Below are 21,217 nucleotides of genomic sequence, written 5' to 3' on the forward strand. Positions count from 1 at the left end.
GACGCGCGAACTTCTCGGGGTGCCCATGTCCAACAGACGCCTGACCTGCCGCTTTCTCGCGGCCGTGGCCGCAGCTGCCCTTCTGGTGCTGCCGCTGAACGCCACCGAGGCGCAGACCGACCCGGCGACGGTGCCCGGCAAGACGTTCGCGGCGTACGAGTACTGGTGGTACCCCATCGACTTCGTCGACCACTTCATCGAGCCGCTCAGCAGCCAGTGGGAGGTGGAGGGCAACGGCGCGGCGCTCACCCAGCACGGCATGCTCACGCTCGACTCCACCCGGAGAGGCAGCCTCGGCGTGACCCTGCGCGGCCACGACCGGGCTCGAGGGCGGTGGGAGATCCGGTTGCGCGGGACCCGGTTCGAGACCGGCAGGTCCGACTACACCGTCGCCGCGGAGCTGGTCCCCGCCGACAGCGCGGAGCAGCACTGTGGCGCCCAGAACATCGGGTTCGCCGGCTTCCGTCCCGTGGTGGACCACACCGCCCGCTTCCACATCCGATCCCTGCCCGACCACGAGTTCACGAGCGTCAAGCGCCGGATGAACCTGACCAACGGCTACTGGCACACCTACGCCGTGCAGGTCACCGCCGAGCGCATCGCGTGGTTCGTCGACGGTGCCGCCCGCGCGGTCGAGAACCGGCCCGAGGCACTCTCGGGCATCCCGCTGACCCTGCGGCTCCAGCTCCAGGCCGTTCCCGGCGAGGCCATGAACCGGAGCCGGCTGCAGGTCGACACGGTCCGCTACTTCACGCTGGGGACGCCCAGCAACAAGGCGGTGCGCGGCGAGCTGCCCACCCAGGGGACCTACGCCGACGCGTGCTAGACCCGGACCCGCGACCATTGACGTGACGCGGATCACCTGATGGGGTCGACCCTGCTGCGGTCACTCCGTGCGCGCCCGACCGGGTGCCTGGCCGTTCAGCTCGGGATGAACCACCAGAAGGAGCACACCCATGCCCCATGTCCGCACGGCCCTGATCGGGCTGTCCACCACCATCGCCCTCGTGGCCGGCTTCGCGCCGGGCGCCACCGCCCTCACGACCGAGGGCGACTCGACCCCGGTGCCGATCGCGACGCCCGACGGGCAGATCAGCGCCTACATCGTCAACGTCGGCGACGGCCGGACGGACTGGGGGCAGGCCCACCGCGCCGTCGACGCCGCCCAGGGCACCGTGGTCCAGGACTGGCCGCAGATCCGCGTGATCATCGTCCACTCGACCAGCAGCGACTTCCGCACCGACGTGGTCGCCGGCCCGGCCGGCAGAGCGATCGAGTCCGTCGGCGCGACCCGCACGGTCGCGGTCAAGGAAGGCACCCCGGGCACCACGACGGGTCTCTCCGACGCGGCACTCGCCCGCGGCGGCGCCCAGGGCGAGTTCGCGAACACCGACACAGAAGATGTCGTCGCCGACCCTCGTGAGGGCGAGCAGTGGGACATGCGCGTGATCAAGGCCGACCGGGCCCACCAGGTCACCGACGGCTCACGCGACGTCCTCGTCGGCGTGCTCGACAGCGGCATCGACCCCGACCACCCCGACCTCGCGGCCAACATCGACACGGCCACCTCCGTGAACTGCACCGACGCCGGCCGGGTCGACCGTTCCGAGACCGGGTGGCACCCGACGACCAGTGATCACGGCACCCACGTCGCCGGCACCATCGCCGCAGCCCGCAACGGCACCGGCATCGTGGGAGTGGCCCCCAACGCCCGGATGGCCTCGGTGAAGGTCGTCAACGACGATGGCTTCATCTACCCCGAGTACGCCATCTGCGGCTTCATGTGGGCGGGCCTGCAGGGCATGGACGTGACCAACAACAGCTACTACATCGACCCGTTCATGTACTACTGCTCCGACCAGGCCGACCAGGCCGCCGCCATGGAGGCCGTCGACCGAGCCGTGCAGTGGTCGACCGGCAAGGGCGTCGTCCACGCCGCCGCGGCCGGGAACGCCCGCACCGACCTGACCAACAACACCGTCGACACCACCAGCCCCGACGACAGCACGCCGATCCGGCGCGACATCAACGAGGGCTGCTTCGACATCCCCACCGAGCTCCCGGGCGTCGTCACCGTCTCGTCGTTCGCCCGCAAGAGCTCGACCACCCTCGACACCTGGCTGTCGAACTTCTCCAACCGTGGCCTGGGCATCATCGACGTCGGCGCTCCCGGCTCCTCGATCCTGTCCACGATCGTGAAGGACAACGGGTACGGCCTCAAGAACGGGACGTCGATGGCCACGCCGCACGTGGCCGGCGTGCTGGCCCTGCTCGACGGCCAGCACCCCGGGTGGTCGCCGGCGCAGCTGTCAGCGGCTCTCGAGCGGCAGGCCGACGACAAGGCCTGCGAGGCGCCGCAGCCCGACCCGCTGAACCGGCCCAACCCGGCCTGCGTCGGTCCCGTCGGGGACAACAGCTACGCAGGCGAGGGCATGATCGACGCGCTGGAGGCGGTCACCCCCTGACCGCTCTCCCCGAGACGGGGGTCCGCCGGCCGGCGTCCGGGTGCACTGGCACCACGGGCGCCGGCCGGTCCCGCGTGTGCGTGACCTCTCCGGTCAGTCGACGACCTCGAACCGGATCCCGGCCAGCTGGAGCCGCGCCAGGAGGTTCTCCCCCATCGCCTGCGCGGTCGTCACCTGCCCGGCCGTGGGTGGGTTGTCGTCGAGGGCGAGGCAGAGGGCGGACTCGGCCAGCATCTTCGCCGTCTCGCCGTAGCCCGGGTCCCCACCCGAGACCCGCGTGTGCACGGTCTGGCCGCCGGCCGTTCCGACGAAGTCGACCCGGAACCACGACTTGTCCCGGCGGGCCTCGTCGGGGCCCTCGCCCTGCTTGACCCGCCCCAGCAGCAGGCTGCGCAGCGGCTTCACCTGGGCCACCGCGCCGATCGTCGCGACGGCCACGGCACCGCCGGCGGCGTAGCGGCGGGTCTTGGTGCCCGCGAAGTGGGAGTAGCGGAAGTCCGGACCGTACGACGGCAGGGCCGCACCGCTCCTGGCCACCACCATCGGGTCGATGGTGGGCAGCGGCAGCAGCCAGTAGCCGAGCACCTCGTCGCGGCGCGGCTTCGCGCCGACGGCACGGGACGAGCGGCCCTCCGGACGCGGCTCGGCGCGGCGCCGGGCGGCGGCGGCCTCCTTCATCTGCCGGACGCGGGAGAGCGCCGTCACGGCCGAGTGGAAGGTACCGCCGGAGAACATCCCGCTGGCCCGGACCACCCCGCGGAGGGTGATCGGGCGGTCGGCCGGGAGCTGCTTGACCGTGAAGTACGCACCCAGGTCGTGGGGCACCGAGTCGAAGCCGCACGCGTGCACGATCCGGGCGCCGTTCTTCTCGGCGGTCGCGTGGTGGGCGACGTACATCCGGTCGACGAACTCCGGCTCGCCGGTGAGGTCGACGTAGTCGGTGCCGGCCTCCGCGCAGGCGGCGACCAGCGGCTCGCCGTAGGCGAGGTAGGGGCCGACGGTGGTGATCACGACCCGGGCCCGACGAGCGACGTCGGCGAGCGAGGCGGGATCGGTGACGTCGGCGTGCAGCAGCTCGAGCTGCTTGAGCTCGGGATCGATCTCGGCCAGCCCGGCGCGGACGTTCTCCAGCCTGGCGGCGCTGCGGCCGGCGAGCGCCCAGCGGAGACCGGCCGGGGCGTTGCGGGCGAGGTACTCGGCGGTGAGCGCACCGGTGAACCCGGTCGCCCCGAACAGCACGATGTCGAACTCACGGTCATGGGAGGGCATGCCGCCATCGTGGCACCCACCGCTCGGGAGCAGCCGCGGGCGTCCGTGGACCGGGCGGAAGCCAGGGTGAGGATTTCGACATCTGGCGTATTTTCGAGGCATGTGCCGCAACATCCGTACGCTCCACAACTTCGATCCACCCGCCACCAGCGACGAGGTGAACGCTGCCGCGCTGCAGTTCGTCCGCAAGGTGAGCGGCTCGTCGAAGCCGTCGGCCGCCAACCAGGAGGCGTTCGACCGCGCGGTCCACGAGATCGCGCACGTCACCCAGCACCTGCTCGCGGAGCTGGTCACCAGCGCCCCGCCGAAGAACCGCGAGGTGGAGGCCGAGAAGGCGCGGGCCAGGGCGGCCCTGCGGTACGGCGCGTGACCACCCCCCTGGTCGAGCGTCGTGAGGTCTCGGTCGAGGAGGCCCTCGACCTGCTCGTCGGGCGACCCCTGGTGGTCCTCACCGGGGCCGGCCTGTCGACCGACTCCGGCATCCCCGACTACCGCGGCCCCGGCTCGCCGTCGCGGATGCCGATGACGATCGCGGAGTTCCGCTCCGGCCCCGCCGCGCAGCGGCGCTACTGGGCGCGCAGCCACCTCGGCTGGGGCCGGATGCGGGGCGCCGCACCCAACGCCGGGCACCGGGCACTCGCGGCGCTGGATCCGGAGCTGCTGATCACCCAGAACGTCGACGGCCTGCACGAGCAGGCCGGCTCGCGGCGGCTGGTGGCGCTGCACGGCCGGATCTCCCAGGTCGTCTGCCTCGGGTGCCGCACGACGTCGCCGCGGGCGGCCCTGCAGGCCAGGCTCGCCGAGCTCAACCCGGGCTTCGCCGACCAGCACGCCGGGGCGCAGGTCCGGCCCGACGGCGACGTCGAGCTCGACGACACCTCCACGTTCCGGGTGCCGGGGTGCCGGGACTGCGGCGGGGTGCTCAAGCCGGACGTGGTCTTCTTCGGTGAGAACGTCCCGGCCGAGCGCGTCGAGCGGTGCTACGCCGCCGTCGACGACCTCGCCACCACCGGTGGCGCGCTGCTGGTGGCCGGTTCGTCACTGACGGTCATGAGCGGCTTCCGGTTCGTCCGCCGGGCGGCCCGCGCGGGCACCCCGGTGGTGATCGTCAACCGGGGCGAGACGCGTGGCGACGAGCTGGCGACGTACAAGCTCGATGTGGGCTGCAGCGAGTTCCTGACGTCGTTGGCCGAGGTCTAGATTTCGCGGGGCTCAGAGCTTGCGCACGAAGATGTGGTCGGCGGCCTCGAGCACGATCTCGGCGGTCTCCCCACCCGAGCCGACCAGGATCCCCTCGGCGGTCGGTGCGACGGTGACCGTCTTGTCCGGCAGCGCGCCGGCCCGGCGAAGGGCGCTCATCAGGGTCTCGTCCTTCTGCATCTCCTCGGAGATCCGGCGCACGTGGACCCGGGCCTCGCCGCCACCCACGACCGCGGACAGCGGCTCGACGCCCTCCATGAACTCCTCGCCCAGCTCCGACTCCCCCAGCTCGTCGAGACCCGGGATGGGGTTGCCGTAGGGCGACTCGGTCGGATGGTCGAGCAGCGCGACCAGGCGCCGCTCGACGGTCTCGGACATCACGTGCTCCCACCGGCACGCCTCGGCGTGCACGAGCTCCCAGTCGAGACCGATGACGTCGGTGAGCAGCCGCTCGGCCAGCCGGTGCTTGCGCATCACCCGGGTCGCCAGCCGCAGACCCTCGTCGGTGAACTCGAGGTGCCGGTCACCCTCGACGGTGAGGAGGCCGTCGCGCTCCATCCGGGCGACCGTCTGGGAGACCGTCGGACCGCTCTGGTGCAGCCGCTCGGCGATCCGGGCCCGCAGCGGGATGATCCCTTCCTCGACCAGCTCGTAGATGGTCCGCAGGTACATCTCGGTGGTGTCGATGAGGTCGCTCATCTGGGGTCCCCGGCGAAGCGTGAGCGCAGCGAGCGGTTCGGTGGGGTGTTCACCCGGTCATTCTGTCCCATGTCCGCGCGGCCCGGTGGTCGGCGTACCCGATGCCGCCCTCGCCCCGGATAGCGTGGGCCCCGATGACCTCGGTGATGTGGTTCCGGCGCGACCTGCGGCTCGCCGACAACCCGGCGCTGCTCGAGGCCTGCGCCGAGGAGGCCGTCCTCCCCCTGTTCGTGATCGACCCCCGGTTGTGGGGTGCGGCGGGGGCGCCACGCCGGGCCTACCTGACGGCGTCCCTGCAGTCGCTCGACTCGGCGCTGCGGCAGCGCAACACGCGTCTCCACGTACGCCGCGGCGATCCGGCCACGGTGGTCGGGCGGGCCGCCCGGGCCGTGGGAGCGACCCGGGTGCACGTGGCGGCCGACCACGGTCCCTACGGCCGCCAGCGCGACCAGGAGGTCGAGGCGGCACTGGCCGAGCGCGAGGTCGACCTGGTCCGCACCGGTTCGGCGTACGCCGTCGCACCCGGGAGGGTCACCAACCAGGGCGGGCAGCCGTTCAAGGTCTTCACACCCTTCTCCAAGGCGTGGGCCGAGCACGGCTGGAGGGCTCCCGTCGAGGCTCCCCGGGGGGTGACGTGGCTGGAGGCCGACGGCACCGTCGAGCTCCCCGAGCCACGGACGCCGGAGGGCATCGACCTGCCCGAGGCAGGTGAGGGCGCGGCCCTCCGGCGCTGGCGGGCCTTCCTCGACGACGGGGTGGCGGCCTACGACGACGACCGGGACCGCCCCGGCGTCGACGGCACGTCCCGGATGTCGGTCCACCTGAAGTGGGGCGAGATCCACCCGCGCACGATGCTCGCCGACCTGGCCCCGTTGCGCAGCGCCGGCGCGGCGACCTACCGCAAGGAGCTCGCCTGGCGGGAGTTCTACGCCGACGTGCTCCTCCACCGGCCCGACACCGCGCGTGAGTACCTCCGGCCGGAGTACGCCGCCATGGAGTACGACGCCCCCGACGGCGCGTTCGACGCCTGGCGCGACGGGCGGACCGGCTACCCGATCGTGGACGCCGGGATGCGCCAGCTCCGCGCGACCGGGTGGATGCACAACCGGGTGCGGATGATCGTCGCCAGCTTTCTGGTCAAGGACCTGCACGTGGAGTGGCAGCACGGGGCCCGGCACTTCCTGGAGTGGCTGGTCGACGGCGACCTGGCGTCCAACCAGCACGGCTGGCAGTGGGTGGCGGGCTGCGGCACCGATGCGGCGCCGTACTTCCGGGTGTTCAACCCGACCACGCAGGGCAGGAAGTTCGACCCCGAGGGCGTCTACGTCCGCCGGTGGGTCCCCGAGCTGGCCGACCTCGATGCCGGCACGGACCCGCACGACCCGGACGGGCAGTCCCGCACCCGGGTCGGATATCCGGCGCCGATCGTCGACCACGCGGAGGAGCGACGCGAGGCGCTGCGGCGGTGGGAGCAGATCCGCACCTGAGCGACATCACCTGTCGGTTTCCCCGGCGGGCCGGGGAAACCGACAGAGTGAGAGGATCCGAAAATGCGCGAGCTGATCGTCCCCAGCCGCTTCTGCGGTCCGCGTTCCTCGGGCAACGGCGGCTGGACCGCCGGCGCGCTGGCCTCCCTGGTCGACCACGTGCCCGCCGACCACGCCGCCCGCTGGCCCACGATCGCGGTCTCCCTTCGCCGTCCGCCCCCGCTGGACACGCCTCTGGAGGTCGCGGAGGACGGGGGCGTCACCGCCGCCACCCTCGATGGCCAGGAGGTCGCCCGGGCAGAGGTCGTCGACCAGGCTCCGGAGCCGGTGGACCCGGTTCCGGCGGACGAGGCCCGGGCCGCGATGGCGTCGTACCCCGGACTGCGGCAGCACCCGTTCCCCTCCTGCTTCGGGTGCGGCACCGAGCGCGAGGAGGGAGACGGGCTGCGCATCTTCCCCGGTCCGGTCCCGACCGCTGGCGGGGCCACCCGGGTGGCGGCCACCTGGACCCCGCACCCGAGCCTCTTCGAGGACTGGCACGCCTACCACGACGACCAGCCCCGGGCCTCGCTGCCGGTGGCCTGGGCGGCGCTCGACTGCATCGGCGGCTGGGCCGGCGACCTCACCGACCGGATGATGGTGCTGGCCCGGATGACCGCCCGCATCCACACGCTGCCACTGATCGGCGAGGAGCACGTGGTCGTGGGCGAGCGGCGCAGCGCGGAAGGTCGCAAGACCTGGACCGCGTCCACCCTCTACGCCGCCGACGGCCGCGCCATTGCCGTGGCCGAGCACCTCTGGATCACCGTCGATGCCGCCACCTTCCGCTGACCCGCCCGGGTTTCGAGACGCTCGCTTCGCTCGCTCCTCAACCACCGGTATCCATAGGTCAGCGATTTGACCGGGTCAGGACGCGACTGAAAGATGGAAACCATGGGTTTGAACGATCAAAGCACGGGCTGGTGGCGTGACGCCGCCTGCTACCAGGTCTACGTCCGCAGCTTCGCCGACAGTGACGGCGACGGCATCGGCGACCTCCCCGGGATCACCTCCCGGCTGCCCTACCTGGCCGACCTCGGCGTCGACGCCCTCTGGATCACCCCGTTCTACCCCTCGCCCCAGAACGACCACGGGTACGACGTCGCCGACTACTGCAACGTGGAACCCCTCTTCGGCCAGCTCGCCGATGCCGACAACCTGCTCGAGCGCGCGCACGCCCTCGGGCTGCGGGTCATCGTCGACCTCGTCCCCAACCACACCTCCGACCAGCACGAGTGGTTCCAGGAGGCCCTGGCGGCCGGGCCGGGCAGCCCCGAGCGGGCCCGATACATCTTCCGCGACAGCGAGACCGACAGCCCGCCCAACAACTGGCAGTCGGTCTTCGGCGGTCCGGCGTGGACCCGCACGCCCGACGGGCAGTGGTACCTGCACCTCTTCGACTCCACCCAGCCCGACCTCGACTGGCGCAACCCCGAGGTGCACGCGATGTTCGAGGACGTGCTCCGCTTCTGGCTCGCCCGCGGGGTCGACGGGTTCCGGATCGACGTCGCCCACGGCCTCTACAAGGTGGAGAGCCTGCCCAACCAGCAGGATCCGACGGTCCGCCGCATCGAGAGGATGCTGGACTCGGCCTACGGCGAGGACGAGCCGATGTGGGACCAGCCGGAGGTCCACGACGTGTACCGCCGCTGGGCCGAGATCCTGGACGAGTTCGGCCCGGACCGGATGGCGGTCGCCGAGGCGTGGGTCCCCGACAGCGCCTCACTGGCGGCGTACGTACGTCCCGACGAGCTCGACCAGGCGTTCAACTTCTCCTGGCTGCTCGCGGACTGGTCGGCCCCCGAGTTCGCCGAGGTCATCCGCCGCACCTTCGCCTCCACCGAGCCGGTCGGGGCGTCCCCGACCTGGGTGCTCAGCAACCACGACGTCACCCGTCACCCCACGCGGTACGGCGGTGGCGAGCGCGGACTCGCGCGGGCGCGTGCCGCCACCCTCACCATGCTGGCACTGCCCGGTTCGGTCTACCTGTACCAGGGCGAGGAGCTCGGCCTCGAGGAGGTCGACGTCGCGCCGGAGCACCGGCAGGACCCGGCGTGGTTCCGCACCCGCGAACCGGGGCGTGACGGCTGCCGGGTGCCGATCCCCTGGTCCGGCGCCGAGCCGCCGTTCGGCTTCGGGCCGGGCGCCGACCAGCCGTGGATCCCGCAGCCCGACGCGTGGAAGTCGCTCACGGTCGAGGCCCAGCAGGACGACCCCACCTCGACCCTGTCGTTCTACCGCGCCGCGCTCGACCACCGGCGTCGGCACGCCACCCCGGCCGGGCAGGTCGTGGAGCTGTTCGAGCTCGGCGAGGACGTGCTCGCCTTCCGGCGCGGCCCCCTGACGGTGGTGCTCAACTGCGGCGAGACGCCGGTCGAGCTTCCGGCCGGAGAGGTGCTGCACAGCAGCGGCCCGATCGACGGGAAGGTCCTGCCGCCCGACACCGCCGCCTGGCTGAGCTGATCCGACGATAGTCCGGAACGATTCGCACCCTCTCGCCCCTGTCGAGGGTGCAGATCGTTCCGGACTATCGGAAAATGCGCCGTCAGCCCAGGGTGCGGTTGTAGCGGCCCAGTGCAGCGACCAGATCGTCGAGATCGGCGTCGGACCAGTCGCCGAGACGCTCGTCGAGACGGCGGCGACGCTGCTGCCTGACGTCGGACAGCCGCCGGCAGGCGTCCTTGCTCGGCGAGAGCAGCGTGGCCCGACCGTCGTCGGGATCAGGCCTCTTGTCCAGCAACGACAGGTCGGCCAGGTGCTGGACCTGGCGGCTGACGGCGGCCTTGTCGACCCCGAAGGTCTCCGCCAGCGCCGAGGATCGCTGGGGCCCGGCCTCGGCGAGGTGCGCGAGCATCAGGTACGACATCGGCTGGAGGTCGGGGTGCACGGACCGGGCCCGCTCCCCGATCGCGCGCCGGACCCGCCGGATCAGCACGCCCACCTCGTGCTCGAGCGCACGGACGGTCTCGGCCCGGGTCATGTCCTCACCCCTTGCGTCGCCCGACCGCAGCGTCGGGGTCCGCCTCCGGCCCGATCTCGTCCGCGCGCAGGATCGTGGTCCGCAACGGGACCTCCTCGATGAACAGCACGCAGACCAGGGCCAGCACCGCGAACGGCACCGCCACCAGGAACAGGTGGCCGGTGGCCTCACCGAAGGCGTGCTCGAAGATCGAGCGGAACGGCTCGTCGAGCGAGGAGACGTCGGGGATGGTGCCGTTGCGGTGCGCCCCTGCGGGGATCCCGAGCCGCGACAGCGCGGCGGTGACCCCGTCCGCAACCTGGTGGGTGAGCACCGCACCCAGGGCCGCGACCCCGATGGAGCCGCCCATCGAGCGGAAGAACGCGACCAGCGAGCTGGCGGCGCCGAGGTCGGCCTGGGCCACGTTGTTCTGCACCGACAGCACGAGGTTCTGCATCACCGCCCCCAGGCCGAGGCCGAGGACGGCCATGCCCGCACCGACGTACCAGAGGCTGGTGGTGTCGTCGATCCGCGCGAGCAGCGACAGGCCGGCGATCACCAGCACCATGCCGCCCAGCAGGAACCGCTTCCAGCGGCCGGTCCGCGTGATCAGCCGGCCACTGACGATGCTCGAGACCAGCAGCCCGCCGACCATCGCGACCGACATCAGCCCGGCCATGGTGGGGGTCATGCCACGGGAGAGCTGGAAGTACTGGCTGAGGTAGACCGTCGAGCCGAACATCGCGAGGCCCACCAGGACCGAGGCCACGGTCGCGAGGGCGGTGGTGCGGTCGCGGAACAGCCGCAACGGGACCACCGGCTCGACGGCGACCCGGGCCTCGACGTAGATGGCAGCACCGACGACGACCAGCCCGAGGGCCACGAGGAGTGCGCTGGTGGCCGAGCCCCACGCGAAGGACGTTCCGGCCAGGGAGACCCAGACCAGCAGGATCGAGACCCCGGCGACCAGCAGGGTGGCGCCCAGGTAGTCGACGTGGACCTCGCGCCGCCGTACGGGCAGGTGCAAGGTCTTCTGGAGTACGACGAACGCGAGCGCCGCGACCGGGAGGCCGAGGAAGAAGCACCATCTCCAGCCGAGTCCGGGGGTGTCGACGATCAGCCCGCCGATCAGCGGGCCGCTCACGGTCGCCAGGGCGAAGGTCGCGCCGATGTAGCCGGAGTACCGGCCACGCTCGCGGGGGCTGACCATCGAGGCGATCACGACCTGCACCAGTGCGGTCAGGCCGCCGACGCCGAGGCCCTGGATGGCGCGGGCGCCGATGAGGACCTCCATGCTGGGGGCGAGCCCGGCGATCAGCGAACCGGCCGAGTAGATGACCAGGGCGGACTGCACCAACAGCTTCTTGCTGAACAGGTCGGCCAGCTTGCCCCAGACCGGCGTGGTGGCGGTCATCGTGAGCAGCGTGGCCACCACCACCCACGAGTAACCGGTCTGGCTGCCGTCGAGGTCGGTCACGATCCGCGGCAGGGCGTTGGTGACGACCGTGCTCGACAGCATCGCCACGAACATCGCGAGGAGCAGGCCACTGAGCGCCTCGAGGACCTCGCGGTGGGTCATCTGGCCGGACTGCTCGGCGGCGACGGGCGCCTCGGTCACGGGACTCCCCTGGGACGGCGGAATGGTTGACAAAGGCAACCATATCCGCGGGCGGCCAGCGGTCCCAATCCCCGAAATAGGGCGACCCGCAGGTGTGGCCCGTCGGAACGAGTCCTCGGGGTCGCCTCCGGTGGACGTGGTTACCGGATCACCTGCGGGTCGGGTGGCTGCCTGGTATTCGCCGACAGCCTCAGCTGCTAGCGGGCAGCCACCTCACGCGTCCAACAAGAATTCATTCTTCGGACCACCTCCTTTCCCGTGTGGACACAACGGTAAGGGGCGGCCCGGTTCTGCTCAAGAGAATTAGGGCCCGATGCCTCAGGGGGCGAGCCTGAAGGTGGCCCAGCCGCCTCCGGCCCGGCGGCGGTACACCAGCCGGTCGTGCATCCTGCCCGGTCGGCCCTGCCAGAACTCCACGGTGTCGGGAACGACGACGTACCCGCCCCACCAGTCCGGCAGCGGCACCTCGTCGGGGAAGCGTCCCTCCATCGCGGCGAACGCGTCGTCGAGCTCCTGGCGCGAGCTCACCTCGCTCGACTGGTGCGACGCCCAGGCGCCGAGCTGGGCACCCCGCGGCCGCGTTGCGAAGTACGCCGCCACGTCGGCGCGGGGAAGCTCCTCGGCGACCCCGTCGACGCGCACCTGGCGTTCGAGCGGATACCAGGGAAACAGCAGCGAGCAGTGATGGTTGGCGGAAAGCTCGGTGCCCTTGCGCGAGCCGAGGTTGGTGAAGAACCGGAAACCGCCGTCGTCGACGCCCTTGAGCAGCACCATCCGGGAGGACGGGAGGCCGTCGCGGGACACCGTGGCCAGCACCATCGCGTTCGGCTCGTGCATCCCGGAGGAGGCCGCATCGGCCATCCACTGCCCGAACATCGTCACCGGGTCGAGGGCCAGGTCGGACTCGTGCAACCCGCCCAAGGCATACTCCGCGCGCAGTGCCGCCAGATCCATGGCGTCGACACTAGACCGCGACGCGCGGCAGAATGCCAAGGGTTCGACCAGCGCGGTCGCCCGAGACGGAGGACCACATGACCGAGGTGCACCACGGTCTCGAGGGCGTCATCGCCTTCGAGTCCGAGATCGCAGAGCCCGACAAGGAGGGATCCGCACTCCGCTATCGCGGGGTCGACATCGAGGAGATCGTCGGCCGGGTCCCGTTCGAGAACGTCTGGGGGCTGCTGATCGACGGGGCCTACCGGCCCGGCCTTCCCCCGGCCGAGGCCTACAACATCCCGGTCCACACCGGCGACATCCGGGTCGACGTCCAGGCGGCGATCGCGATGCTCGCGCCGGCGTTCGGCTTCCGGCAGACCTACGACATCTCCGACGAGCAGGCCCGCGAGGACCTCAGCCGGGTCGCGGTCATGGTGCTCTCGTACGCCGCCCAGGCCGCGCGCGGGCTGCACCTGCCGGTGGTCCCCCAGCGCGAGGTCGACGAGGGCGGGACGCTCGCCGACAAGTTCCTGATCCGCTGGAAGGGCGAGGCCGACCCCGACCACGTCAAGGCGATCGACGCCTACTGGTCGTCGGCGGCCGAGCACGGCATGAACGCCTCCACGTTCACCGCCCGGGTCATCACCTCCACCGGCGCAGACGTCGGCGCGGCCTTCTCCGGCGCGATCGGCGCCATGAGCGGACCCCTCCACGGGGGTGCGCCGTCTCGGGTCCTCGGCATGATCGAGGAGGTCGAGAAGGGCGGCGACGCGACGTCGTACGTCAAGGGACTGCTCGACAAGGGTGAGCGGCTGATGGGCTTCGGCCACCGGGTCTACCGGGCCGAGGACCCGCGCGCGCGGGTCCTGCGCCGGACGGCGCGCGAGCTCGGCGCGCCGCGCTACGAGGTGGCGGAGGCGCTGGAGAAGGCCGCCCTTGCCGAGCTGCGCGAGCGACGGCCCGACCGGGTGCTCGAGACCAACGTGGAGTTCTGGGCGGCCATCGTGCTCGACTTCGCCGAGGTGCCGGCCCACATGTTCACCTCGATGTTCACCTGCGCGCGCACCGGCGGCTGGTCGGCCCACATCCTGGAGCAGAAGCGGACCGGTCGCCTGATCCGTCCGTCGGCCATCTACACCGGGCCGGCCGAGCGCGGGGCGCACGACGTCGACGGGTGGGACGACGCCTGGTCGGCATGACCAGGGCGCTCACCGCCCTGCCTCTGGCCCCTGGGTTTCGACGCGCTCGTGCCTCGCGCGCCGCTGCCCAGCTCACCACATCGGCTGCGCGTCCTCCTCGACCGCGGGCGAGGGGTACTTCGGCTGGTAGAGGGTGATCGGGCCGGCGCCGGGGACCGTGAGCTGGACGGTCGAGCCCCAGGGCTCCTCGGCCACCTCGCCCTCGAACGACGCGCCCCGGCCGCGCAGCTCGCCCATGGTCGCCGCGAGGTCGTCGCACATCAGCGAGACGTCGAACCGCTGGTCGGTACCGCCCGACGTGCCCTCGTGCTCCCACGACGACGGGTGCACCCCGGTCTCGCTCGGACCGGTGCGGAAGATCAGCCACCCGCCGCCGGCGTCGATGCCGGGGAACTGGAGGACGTCCCGGAAGAACGCCCGGGCGGCGTCGGGGTCCTCGGCGTACACGAGTGTGTGCAGGGCGTTGATCATGCCGTCCACGCTAGGTGGACAACCCCGTGACGTCACCCGTCGGCGGCCACTGGTTTGGTGGCCCCATGACGTCCCCCGATCCGGTCGAGCTGTGGAACGACGAGGCGGAGACCTTCGACGACGCCGCCGACCACGGCCTGCGCGACCCGGAGGTCCGCGCGGCCTGGCGCGACCTCCTGCTCTCGGCCCTGCCGCCCGCCCCGGCCAGGGTCGCCGACCTCGGCTGCGGCACCGGCACCCTGCCGCTGCTCCTCGCCGGGGAGGGGTACGACGTCACCGGCGTCGACTTCTCTCCCGAGATGCTCAGGCGGGCCGAGGCCAAGGCCGGCGACCGGGCCCGGTTCGTGGCCGGCGACGCCGCGGACCCGCCCCTGCAGCGGTCCGGCTACGACGCCGTGCTGTGCCGCCACGTCCTCTGGGCGCTGCCCGACCGGCCTGCGGTGCTGCGTCGGTGGGTCGACCTGCTCGCGCCCGGAGGCCGGCTGCTCCTGGTCGAGGGCAGCTGGTCCACCGGCGCCGGCCTCACCGCGGCGCAGACGCTCGAGCTGGTCGAGGGACTCGGCCGGCAGGCCGAGCTCCGGCTGCTGCCCGACCCGGCGTACTGGGGCCGCAAGATCGACGACGAGCGCTACCTCGTGGTCAGTCGTCGCTGACCCGGCCCTCGTACCAGCTCGTCAGCCCCATGCCGCCCCGGCGGCTCAGCGAGATGTGCATGTGGTCGCGGTGGCGCAGCGTCTTCGAGCACTTCCGCAGGTTCTTGCAGCTGGAGCTGAGGTAGTCCTCCCGCTGGAACTGATCCCATGCGGAGTACATGTGGTCGTTCCAGATGATGTACATGATCCCCATGCGCCGCGCCCTGGCGTGCTCGTTGTCCGCCGGGTCGGTGGCGAAGGCCAGCTCGAGGAACTCGCGGGCGGTCTGGCGGTCACGGGCCCTGGACGCGTCCAGGATCCAGTCGAAGGCCCGGCCCTCCTTGTGCTCCGAGGTCCCGCCGGACCCGCACCTGCGGGAGATCGGGCCGTCGCCGCCGCCGCTGCGTACCAGCCAACGCGCCAGGGCCTTCGTGCCGGCCTTGGCGGCGGGGCGGCAACGCTCCTGCGGCTGGTAGTCCGCGTAGTCCTCGACCTGGGCCGATGCGGGCGCGGCCAGGGCGAGCAGCATCGCCAGGGCTGCCGTACCGGACAGTCCGGTGCTGAGGATTCTGGTCACGGCGGAGGAGGTTACGTGCGGTCAGGCGGCACGTCCGGGGATTCGCAAGATTTCATCAACCTCCGGTGAGGCGCTTGCCGTAGCACCGGGACAGCGGGGCATGGCAGTAGAACCCGAACTTGGGGACCTCCACGTAGCCCGCCGACCGGTAGAGCTCGATCGCCTCGGGCTGCCGCATCCCGGTCTCGAGGATGCTCACCGCCGCGCCCGCCTCGGCCGCCGTGCGCTCGAGGTGGGCGAGCATCGACCGGGCGAGGCCCTGCCCGCGCACCGCCGGGTCGACGTACATGCGCTTGATCTCGGCCGTGCGCGTGCTGCCCAGCGCCTCGACGTCGTCACGCCGCCGCCAGGCGCCCGAGGCAACCGGGCGGCCGTCGAGGTAGCCGACGAAGAAGCTTCCCCGGGGCGGGTCGAACATGGTGGGATCGAGCGGGGTCTCGTCCTCGCCGCCGTAGCGCGAGACGTACTCCCCCTGCACCGCGGCGATCAGGGCCAGGGCGTCCGGGTGCCCGAAGCCTACGCGGACGACCTCCATGTCCATGCCAGCCCTTTCGATTTCTCCGCCCACCGGGCGGCTGCCAGAATAGGCGGCGCTGACAGCGTCGTCGCATCTCACCACCGCCCCCAACAACCCGAAGGGTGCACCATGGCCGACGCCCCAGACCTCACGATCCCGAACGACCTGCTGCCCGCCGACGGACGCTTCGGCGCCGGGCCGTCGAAGATCCAGACCGGCCACGTCGACGCGCTGGCCGCGACCGGCACGTCGCTGCTCGGGACCTCCCACCGCCAGGCGCCGGTGAAGAACACCGTCGGTCGGGTGCGGTCCGGACTGGCCGACCTGTTCTCGCTGCCCGAGGGCTACGAGGTGGTGCTCGGCAACGGCGGCGCCACCGCGTTCTGGGACATCGCGACCTTCGGCCTGATCCGGGAGAAGAGCCAGCACCTGTCCTTCGGCGAGTTCTCGTCGAAGTTCGCCAAGGCCGCCGCGGCCGCGCCCTGGCTGGCCGAGCCCTCGGTCATCACGTCCGACCCCGGCACCCGGCCCGACCCGGTCGCCGAGCAGGGCGTGGACGCCTACGCCTGGGCGCACAACGAGACCTCGACCGCGGTGATGGCGCCGGTACGCCGCCCCGAGGGCGCCGCCGACGACGCGCTGGTGCTGGTCGACGCCACGTCGGGAGCCGGCGGTCTGCCGGTGGACCTGACCCAGGTCGACGCCTACTACTTCGCGCCCCAGAAGTGCTTCGCCTCCGACGGGGGTCTCTGGGTCGCGCTGATGTCGCCGCGCGCGCTGGCCAGGGTCGAGGAGATCGCCGCGACCGGCCGGCACGTCCCGGCCTTCTTCGACCTGCCGACCGCCATCGACAACTCCGCGAAGAACCAGACCTACAACACCCCCTCGGTCGCGACGCTGTTCCTGATGGCCGAGCAGCTGGACTGGATGAACGCCAACGGCGGCCTGACCGGCATGGTGGAGCGGACCACGGCCTCGTCGGACGCGCTCTACGGGTGGGCCGACAAGACGTCGTACACGACGCCGTACGTCGCGGAGCCGGAGCACCGCTCGCTGGTGATCGGGACGATCGACTTCGACGAGTCGATCGACGCCGCGGCCATCGCGGCGACCCTGCGCGCCAACGGGGTCGTCGACACCGAGCCCTACCGCAAGCTGGGACGCAACCAGCTGCGGATCGCGATGTACCCGGCGATCGACCCCGCGGACGTGGAGGCGCTCACCGGCTGCATCGACTACGTGGTCGACCGCCTCTGACCCGCGCCGGCTGGGTGGGGTTTCATCAAGGTATGCAGGTCGACCTGCACTCCCCTCGCCGAATTCGCCACGGGGAGTGCGGTTTCGGCTACATACCTTGATGAAACTGTGACAGCCGGGCCCGGATCGCGTCGGCGGTGTCGCGCCCGAACGCCACGATCCGTGCCTCCTCGACCTGGGTCCGCGCGTCCCGCAGCGTCGTCACAGCGGCGTCGACGGCATCGTCCAGCGGCCAGCCGTAGATCCCGGCGCTGACCAGCGGGAACGCGACGGTGCGGGCACCCAGCTCGTCGGCGACCTCGAGCGCGCGCGAGTAGCAGGACGTCAGGAGCGAGCGATCGGTCTGCCCGGCCCGGTAGTTGGGCCCCACGACGTGGATCACCCACCGCGCCGGCATCTCGCCGGCCGTGGTCCAACCGGCGTCCCCGGTGGCCAGCCCGTCGGGGAAGCGCTTGCGGCAGTCCTCGAGGACGGCCGGGCCACCGGCGCGATGGATCGCCCCGTCGACCCCGCCGCCGCCACGCATCCGGGAGTTGGCGGCGTTGACCACCGCGTCGACGTCCTGGGTGGTGATGTCGCCCTCGACCAGGTTGATCTGCATGCCACTACTTCAGCAGACGCAGGACCGCCCGCTCCAGCGCCGCCTGCCGCTCGTCGACCTTCTCGTAGCTCCGGCGGGTGGCGCCGTGGATGGTCCGGCCCTCCTCGTAGGCGTCGACCACCCGCGGGTCGACGTACGACGCCCGGGCCTGGGCCGGTGTGTTGCCGAGGAACTCCGCGACCTCCTTCATCGCGCCCGACACCGCACGCTTGCGGGACGCCTTCGACTCCCCCGGCTCGTCGGTCTCCGCCAGGGCGGCCGTGGCCAGCACGGTGGCGTGCCAGGTGCGGAAGTCCTTGGCCGTCGCGTCCAGCCCGGTCGACTCGCGGACGTAGTCGTTGACCCGGGCGGAGTCCAGGCTCCGCCACGAGCGGCCCTCCTTCCACGCCAGCAGTCGCGGGTCACCTCCGCGCCGCCGTCGCATCGTCTCGAGCGCCGCCACCGTCGCGGGGTCGTCGATCTCGATCCGGTGCTCGACCCCCGACTTCCCGACGAAGCAGAACACCATCACCGTGCCCTGCTTGCGCACGTGCTGCCGTTCGAGGGTGGTGAGCCCGAAGCTGCCGTGCTTGTCGGCGTAGACGTCGTTGCCGATCCGGAAGTAGCCCAGGTCGAGCAGGCGTACGGCGACCGCGCAGGCCCGCTCGAGCGACATCCCCTCGGTGCCCAGGTCGGTGAGCACCTTCTCCCGGGCCCGGCTCAGCGCCCGCCCGAACTGGAGCACGCGGTCATGCTTCGCGGCGTCGCGGCGGGTGCGCCAGTCGGGGTGGTAGAGGTACTGCCGGCGGCCGGCCTCGTCGGTCCCGACCGCCTGCAGGTGACCGTTCTCGTGGGGTGTGATCCACACGTCCTCCCAGGCCGGGGGGATCACCAGGTCCCTGGCCCGCTGCGCGCGCGTCGCCGACAGCCGCTTGCCGGACTCGTCGAGATAGACGAAGCCCTTCCCGGCCCGCCGCCTGGTCCACCCCGGGTCGTCGGGAGACGTCCGGCGCAGGCGTGGCATGCGGTGATGCTAGCCGCGCGGGTGACGCACGTTCGGACGCACCGCGAGGAGGAGCACCACCACGGCGACGACGAACAGGCCGGCGCCCAGCGCCCACTGCCACGGGTCCCGGCTGGGTCGGGGTGCCTCCTCGGGGAGCTCGTTGCGCGGCCTGGTCGTCGGGCTGGTCGTCGCCTCGGCCGGATCCGTGGGCGACGATGAGATCCGCTCGCCCACGGCCTGAGGCAGGCTCACCTCGATCACGGCCTGGTGTCGGCCCTCGGAGGTAACGAACACCTGGTCGTCCGCGGAGACGGCGATCGCCTCACCCTGCTGCTGGTCGGGGAGCCTCAGCGAGGCCACTCGCTCGAGCCCGGGGAAGGTGTAGACGACAGCCTCGGCGTAGTTGCGGACCACCAGGTGCCTGCCGTCCGGGAAGAACGCGCCGTCGGTCGCGAAGGTGAGCGTCGGGCCGACGCGGCGCAACCGGTTGGGGCCCTCGGGCGAGAGCTCCGTCGGTGCCGCGAACAGGGCAGCGTCGAAGATGTCCTTGGTCGCCACGAACAGCTGTCCGGTCTCCGGATGGCTGAGCAGGGTCTCGGCGTCGCGCGGCGGGCCCGGCAGCACCAGGTCGTACGACGTTCCCGGGTCGTCCCGGTCCCCCGCCGCCACGGGCACCCGGGTCACCCGGATCGTGTCCCGCTCCTCCGCGTTGTCGCCGATGTCGCCGACCCAGACCTCGCCCCCACCCGCCGGGGCCAGCGCCTCGACATCCTGGGGGGCGTCCGCCCAGCCGGTGACCCCGGACGTCTGCCCGGCCCGGTCGACCGCGAACACCCTGCCGGTGTCGCCCGAGTCGTTGGTGGTGAGGAAGAGCCCGTCCTGGACCACCAGCCCGCTGGCCTCCACGATCTCCGGGTCCTGGAACCGGAACACCACCTGGTCCCCGTCCGGCGGCGCCGCGGCCGCGGTCCCGATCAGGAACGGCAGCGCCACGGCCGCGAGAGCGACCAGCTGGCGCATCAGGCCGTGCCCTGCGCCCGGTCCTCGGGCTGGCCGAGCAGCTCGGCCAGCCGCGGGCGGACGGACCAGGTCGTCACGAGGTCGTCGTACTCCTTGCGGACGCCGCCGCCCTTGACCGGCGCTCCAGTACGCACTGCCCGGAGCATCGTGTTGCGCGGCGTGTGCTTGCTCTCGACGAACTGCATCACCTCGACGCGGTAGCCCTGGAGTCTCATCAGCGACGCCCGCAGCGCGTCGGTCAGGGTGTCGGCGAACCGCTCGCGGAGGATGCCGTGCCGGGTGAGCATCGCGTAGGGCTCGGGTGTGGGGCTGCGCCGGAGCTGGGCGGCGATGTCGTGGTGGCAGCAGGGCGCCGCCAGGACCAGCGGCGCCTGCCACTCGACCGCTCGGGCGAGGGCGTCGTCGGTTGCCGTGTCGCAGGCGTGCAGTGCGAGCACCACCTCGGGCGCGAGGTCGAGGCGGGCCTGGCCGATCGAGCCCACCACGAAGTCGGCGTCGATGGAGAGCTCCGCGGCGAGCGCTGCGTTGTGGTCCCGGGACTGCTCCTTCTGGTCGACGCCGGTCATCCGCACCGGGATCCCGCGCACCTGCGTGAGAAACCGGTGGGCGGCGAAGGTCAGGTAGGCGTTGCCACAGCCCAGGTCGACCACGCGGAGCGGGTCGTCGGCAGTGGGCCTGCGCAGGTGCCCCTTCTCGATGGCCTCGCCCAGGCCGATGTCGAGGATCCGCAGGAACTCCTCGACCTGGCGGTACTTCGCCTGCCGGCTCGGCTTGATCCGCCCGCTCCGGTCGGACAGCCCCAGCGCCACGAGGACCGGATCGTCCTCCGGCAACAACCGGTCCTTCTCCCGGTCGTGGTCGCGGTCGACCTCGACCTCCGTCTCCCGCGCACTGGAGTGCACCACCGCCTCCAGTCTCTTGGTCACCCGGACCTGGTGGATCTCGGTGGTGGTCTCCACGTGCCAGTTGCCGAACGGTTCGTCCAGCAGCTCGTCGACCACCTCCCGCGCCGGCTGGCCGCCGGGGTGGTTGGCGGTGTGGGCCTGCTGCTCGTCGTACGCCGTGACCTGCAGGTGCCGGCCGGCCTTGAGGTCGACGTAGCGGAGCTCGACCCGCCGCCAGCGGGGCTGCTGGCCCTTCTGCCGGCCCGAGGCCACGGCCCGGACCAGCGTGTCCGGGTCGAGCAGGTGCCCGCGCATGCGGGTCAGGACGCGGAGGAGCGGCTCGGTCATGGCGAGGCGCTCACCTGAGGAGGGCCGCGATGACGACGACGAGGATCAGTCCGG

The 21,217-nt window shown here is 72.0% G+C and carries 22 protein-coding genes; 10 read left to right on the top strand and 12 right to left on the bottom strand.

Translation table 11 applies throughout. The annotated features are described in order from the left end of the window. Positions 1 to 25 precede the first annotated feature (25 nt). Positions 26 to 826 carry a hypothetical protein gene (locus VFN12_RS01865; RefSeq protein ID WP_325116845.1) on the top strand — a complete coding sequence of 267 codons (801 nt, stop codon included), beginning with the start codon at positions 26 to 28 and terminating at the stop codon, positions 824 to 826. Between the two features lie 130 nt (positions 827 to 956). Further along, positions 957 to 2,465 (top strand): S8 family serine peptidase, encoded by a 1,509-nt coding sequence (locus tag VFN12_RS01870; protein WP_325116846.1) that lies wholly within the window; start codon positions 957 to 959, stop codon positions 2,463 to 2,465. A 93-nt stretch (positions 2,466 to 2,558) separates the two neighbouring features. Here the strand turns inward: VFN12_RS01870 and VFN12_RS01875 are convergent, their stop codons facing one another. Beyond that, complete coding sequence (locus VFN12_RS01875; protein ID WP_325116847.1) at positions 2,559 to 3,734, bottom strand: saccharopine dehydrogenase family protein; 1,176 nt, start codon at positions 3,732 to 3,734, stop codon at positions 2,559 to 2,561. A 100-nt stretch (positions 3,735 to 3,834) separates the two neighbouring features. Between VFN12_RS01875 and VFN12_RS01880 the strand changes: the two genes are divergently transcribed. After that, positions 3,835 to 4,104 carry a DUF2277 domain-containing protein gene (locus VFN12_RS01880; protein ID WP_325116848.1) on the top strand — a complete coding sequence of 90 codons (270 nt, stop codon included), beginning with the start codon at positions 3,835 to 3,837 and terminating at the stop codon, positions 4,102 to 4,104. After that, the gene (locus VFN12_RS01885) at positions 4,101 to 4,934 is read left to right on the top strand and encodes a Sir2 family NAD-dependent protein deacetylase (protein WP_325116849.1); all 834 of its coding nucleotides are present in this window, start codon (positions 4,101 to 4,103) and stop codon (positions 4,932 to 4,934) included. Before VFN12_RS01880 ends, VFN12_RS01885 begins: the two co-directional genes overlap by 4 nt. A gap of 12 nt (positions 4,935 to 4,946) precedes the next feature. Here the strand turns inward: VFN12_RS01885 and VFN12_RS01890 are convergent, their stop codons facing one another. Then, entirely contained in the window at positions 4,947 to 5,633 is a 687-nt protein-coding gene (locus tag VFN12_RS01890; protein WP_325116850.1) for a metal-dependent transcriptional regulator, read from the bottom strand. A gap of 134 nt (positions 5,634 to 5,767) precedes the next feature. Between VFN12_RS01890 and VFN12_RS01895 the strand changes: the two genes are divergently transcribed. The 3 genes from VFN12_RS01895 to VFN12_RS01905 all read left to right on the top strand — a co-directional run bounded on the left by VFN12_RS01895 (position 5,768) and on the right by VFN12_RS01905 (position 9,622). Further along, positions 5,768 to 7,120, top strand: a complete 1,353-nt coding sequence (locus VFN12_RS01895; RefSeq protein ID WP_325116851.1) for a deoxyribodipyrimidine photo-lyase — start codon at positions 5,768 to 5,770, stop codon at positions 7,118 to 7,120. A gap of 63 nt (positions 7,121 to 7,183) precedes the next feature. Continuing rightward, positions 7,184 to 7,951 carry a hypothetical protein gene (locus VFN12_RS01900; protein WP_325116852.1) on the top strand — a complete coding sequence of 256 codons (768 nt, stop codon included), beginning with the start codon at positions 7,184 to 7,186 and terminating at the stop codon, positions 7,949 to 7,951. A 102-nt stretch (positions 7,952 to 8,053) separates the two neighbouring features. After that, the gene (locus VFN12_RS01905) at positions 8,054 to 9,622 is read left to right on the top strand and encodes a glycoside hydrolase family 13 protein (RefSeq protein WP_325116853.1); all 1,569 of its coding nucleotides are present in this window, start codon (positions 8,054 to 8,056) and stop codon (positions 9,620 to 9,622) included. An 82-nt stretch (positions 9,623 to 9,704) separates the two neighbouring features. Here the strand turns inward: VFN12_RS01905 and VFN12_RS01910 are convergent, their stop codons facing one another. The 3 genes from VFN12_RS01910 to pdxH all read right to left on the bottom strand — a co-directional run bounded on the left by VFN12_RS01910 (position 9,705) and on the right by pdxH (position 12,690). Beyond that, a complete protein-coding gene (locus VFN12_RS01910) occupies positions 9,705 to 10,139 on the bottom strand; it encodes a MarR family winged helix-turn-helix transcriptional regulator (protein WP_325116854.1) in 435 nt (144 codons plus the stop codon). Positions 10,140 to 10,143: 4 nt separating this feature from the next. Then, entirely contained in the window at positions 10,144 to 11,736 is a 1,593-nt protein-coding gene (locus VFN12_RS01915; protein ID WP_325116855.1) for an MDR family MFS transporter, read from the bottom strand. 318 nt (positions 11,737 to 12,054) lie between these two features. Next, complete coding sequence (pdxH, locus tag VFN12_RS01920) at positions 12,055 to 12,690, bottom strand: pyridoxamine 5'-phosphate oxidase (RefSeq protein WP_325116856.1); 636 nt, start codon at positions 12,688 to 12,690, stop codon at positions 12,055 to 12,057. A gap of 77 nt (positions 12,691 to 12,767) precedes the next feature. Between pdxH and VFN12_RS01925 the strand changes: the two genes are divergently transcribed. After that, positions 12,768 to 13,871 (top strand): citrate synthase 2, encoded by a 1,104-nt coding sequence (locus tag VFN12_RS01925; RefSeq protein ID WP_325116857.1) that lies wholly within the window; start codon positions 12,768 to 12,770, stop codon positions 13,869 to 13,871. Between the two features lie 72 nt (positions 13,872 to 13,943). Here VFN12_RS01925 and VFN12_RS01930 read toward each other — a convergent pair whose 3' ends face one another. Next, the gene (locus tag VFN12_RS01930; RefSeq protein ID WP_325116858.1) at positions 13,944 to 14,342 is read right to left on the bottom strand and encodes a VOC family protein; all 399 of its coding nucleotides are present in this window, start codon (positions 14,340 to 14,342) and stop codon (positions 13,944 to 13,946) included. Positions 14,343 to 14,407: 65 nt separating this feature from the next. Here VFN12_RS01930 and VFN12_RS01935 point away from each other — a divergent pair, with 65 nt between their 5' ends. Further along, the gene (locus VFN12_RS01935) at positions 14,408 to 14,995 is read left to right on the top strand and encodes a class I SAM-dependent methyltransferase (RefSeq protein WP_325116859.1); all 588 of its coding nucleotides are present in this window, start codon (positions 14,408 to 14,410) and stop codon (positions 14,993 to 14,995) included. On the opposite strand, the gene VFN12_RS01940 is transcribed toward VFN12_RS01935, so the two are convergent. Further along, positions 14,982 to 15,551, bottom strand: coding sequence for a hypothetical protein (locus VFN12_RS01940; protein ID WP_325116860.1), 570 nt, complete (start codon positions 15,549 to 15,551; stop codon positions 14,982 to 14,984). The genes VFN12_RS01935 and VFN12_RS01940 overlap by 14 nt on opposite strands. A gap of 55 nt (positions 15,552 to 15,606) precedes the next feature. Further along, the gene (locus tag VFN12_RS01945; RefSeq protein ID WP_325116861.1) at positions 15,607 to 16,092 is read right to left on the bottom strand and encodes a GNAT family N-acetyltransferase; all 486 of its coding nucleotides are present in this window, start codon (positions 16,090 to 16,092) and stop codon (positions 15,607 to 15,609) included. A 105-nt stretch (positions 16,093 to 16,197) separates the two neighbouring features. On the opposite strand from VFN12_RS01945, the gene serC reads away from it, so the two are divergent. Next, on the top strand, positions 16,198 to 17,325 hold the full coding sequence (gene serC, locus VFN12_RS01950; protein WP_325116863.1) for a phosphoserine transaminase: 1,128 nt from the start codon (positions 16,198 to 16,200) through the stop codon (positions 17,323 to 17,325). 88 nt (positions 17,326 to 17,413) lie between these two features. Here serC and VFN12_RS01955 read toward each other — a convergent pair whose 3' ends face one another. Genes VFN12_RS01955 through VFN12_RS01970 form a run of 4 tightly spaced genes read right to left on the bottom strand, consistent with a single transcriptional unit; the run spans position 17,414 to position 21,163 of the window. Then, complete coding sequence (locus VFN12_RS01955; protein ID WP_325116864.1) at positions 17,414 to 17,926, bottom strand: O-acetyl-ADP-ribose deacetylase; 513 nt, start codon at positions 17,924 to 17,926, stop codon at positions 17,414 to 17,416. 4 nt (positions 17,927 to 17,930) lie between these two features. Further along, a complete protein-coding gene (locus VFN12_RS01960) occupies positions 17,931 to 18,929 on the bottom strand; it encodes a DNA topoisomerase IB (protein WP_325116866.1) in 999 nt (332 codons plus the stop codon). A gap of 9 nt (positions 18,930 to 18,938) precedes the next feature. Then, a complete protein-coding gene (locus VFN12_RS01965) occupies positions 18,939 to 19,931 on the bottom strand; it encodes a hypothetical protein (protein WP_325116867.1) in 993 nt (330 codons plus the stop codon). Then, the gene (locus VFN12_RS01970; RefSeq protein WP_325116868.1) at positions 19,931 to 21,163 is read right to left on the bottom strand and encodes an SAM-dependent methyltransferase; all 1,233 of its coding nucleotides are present in this window, start codon (positions 21,161 to 21,163) and stop codon (positions 19,931 to 19,933) included. Before VFN12_RS01970 ends, VFN12_RS01965 begins: the two co-directional genes overlap by 1 nt. Positions 21,164 to 21,217 lie beyond the last annotated feature (54 nt).

This window comes from Nocardioides sp. (genome assembly GCF_035703625.1).
Taxonomy (GTDB): domain Bacteria; phylum Actinomycetota; class Actinomycetes; order Propionibacteriales; family Nocardioidaceae; genus Nocardioides.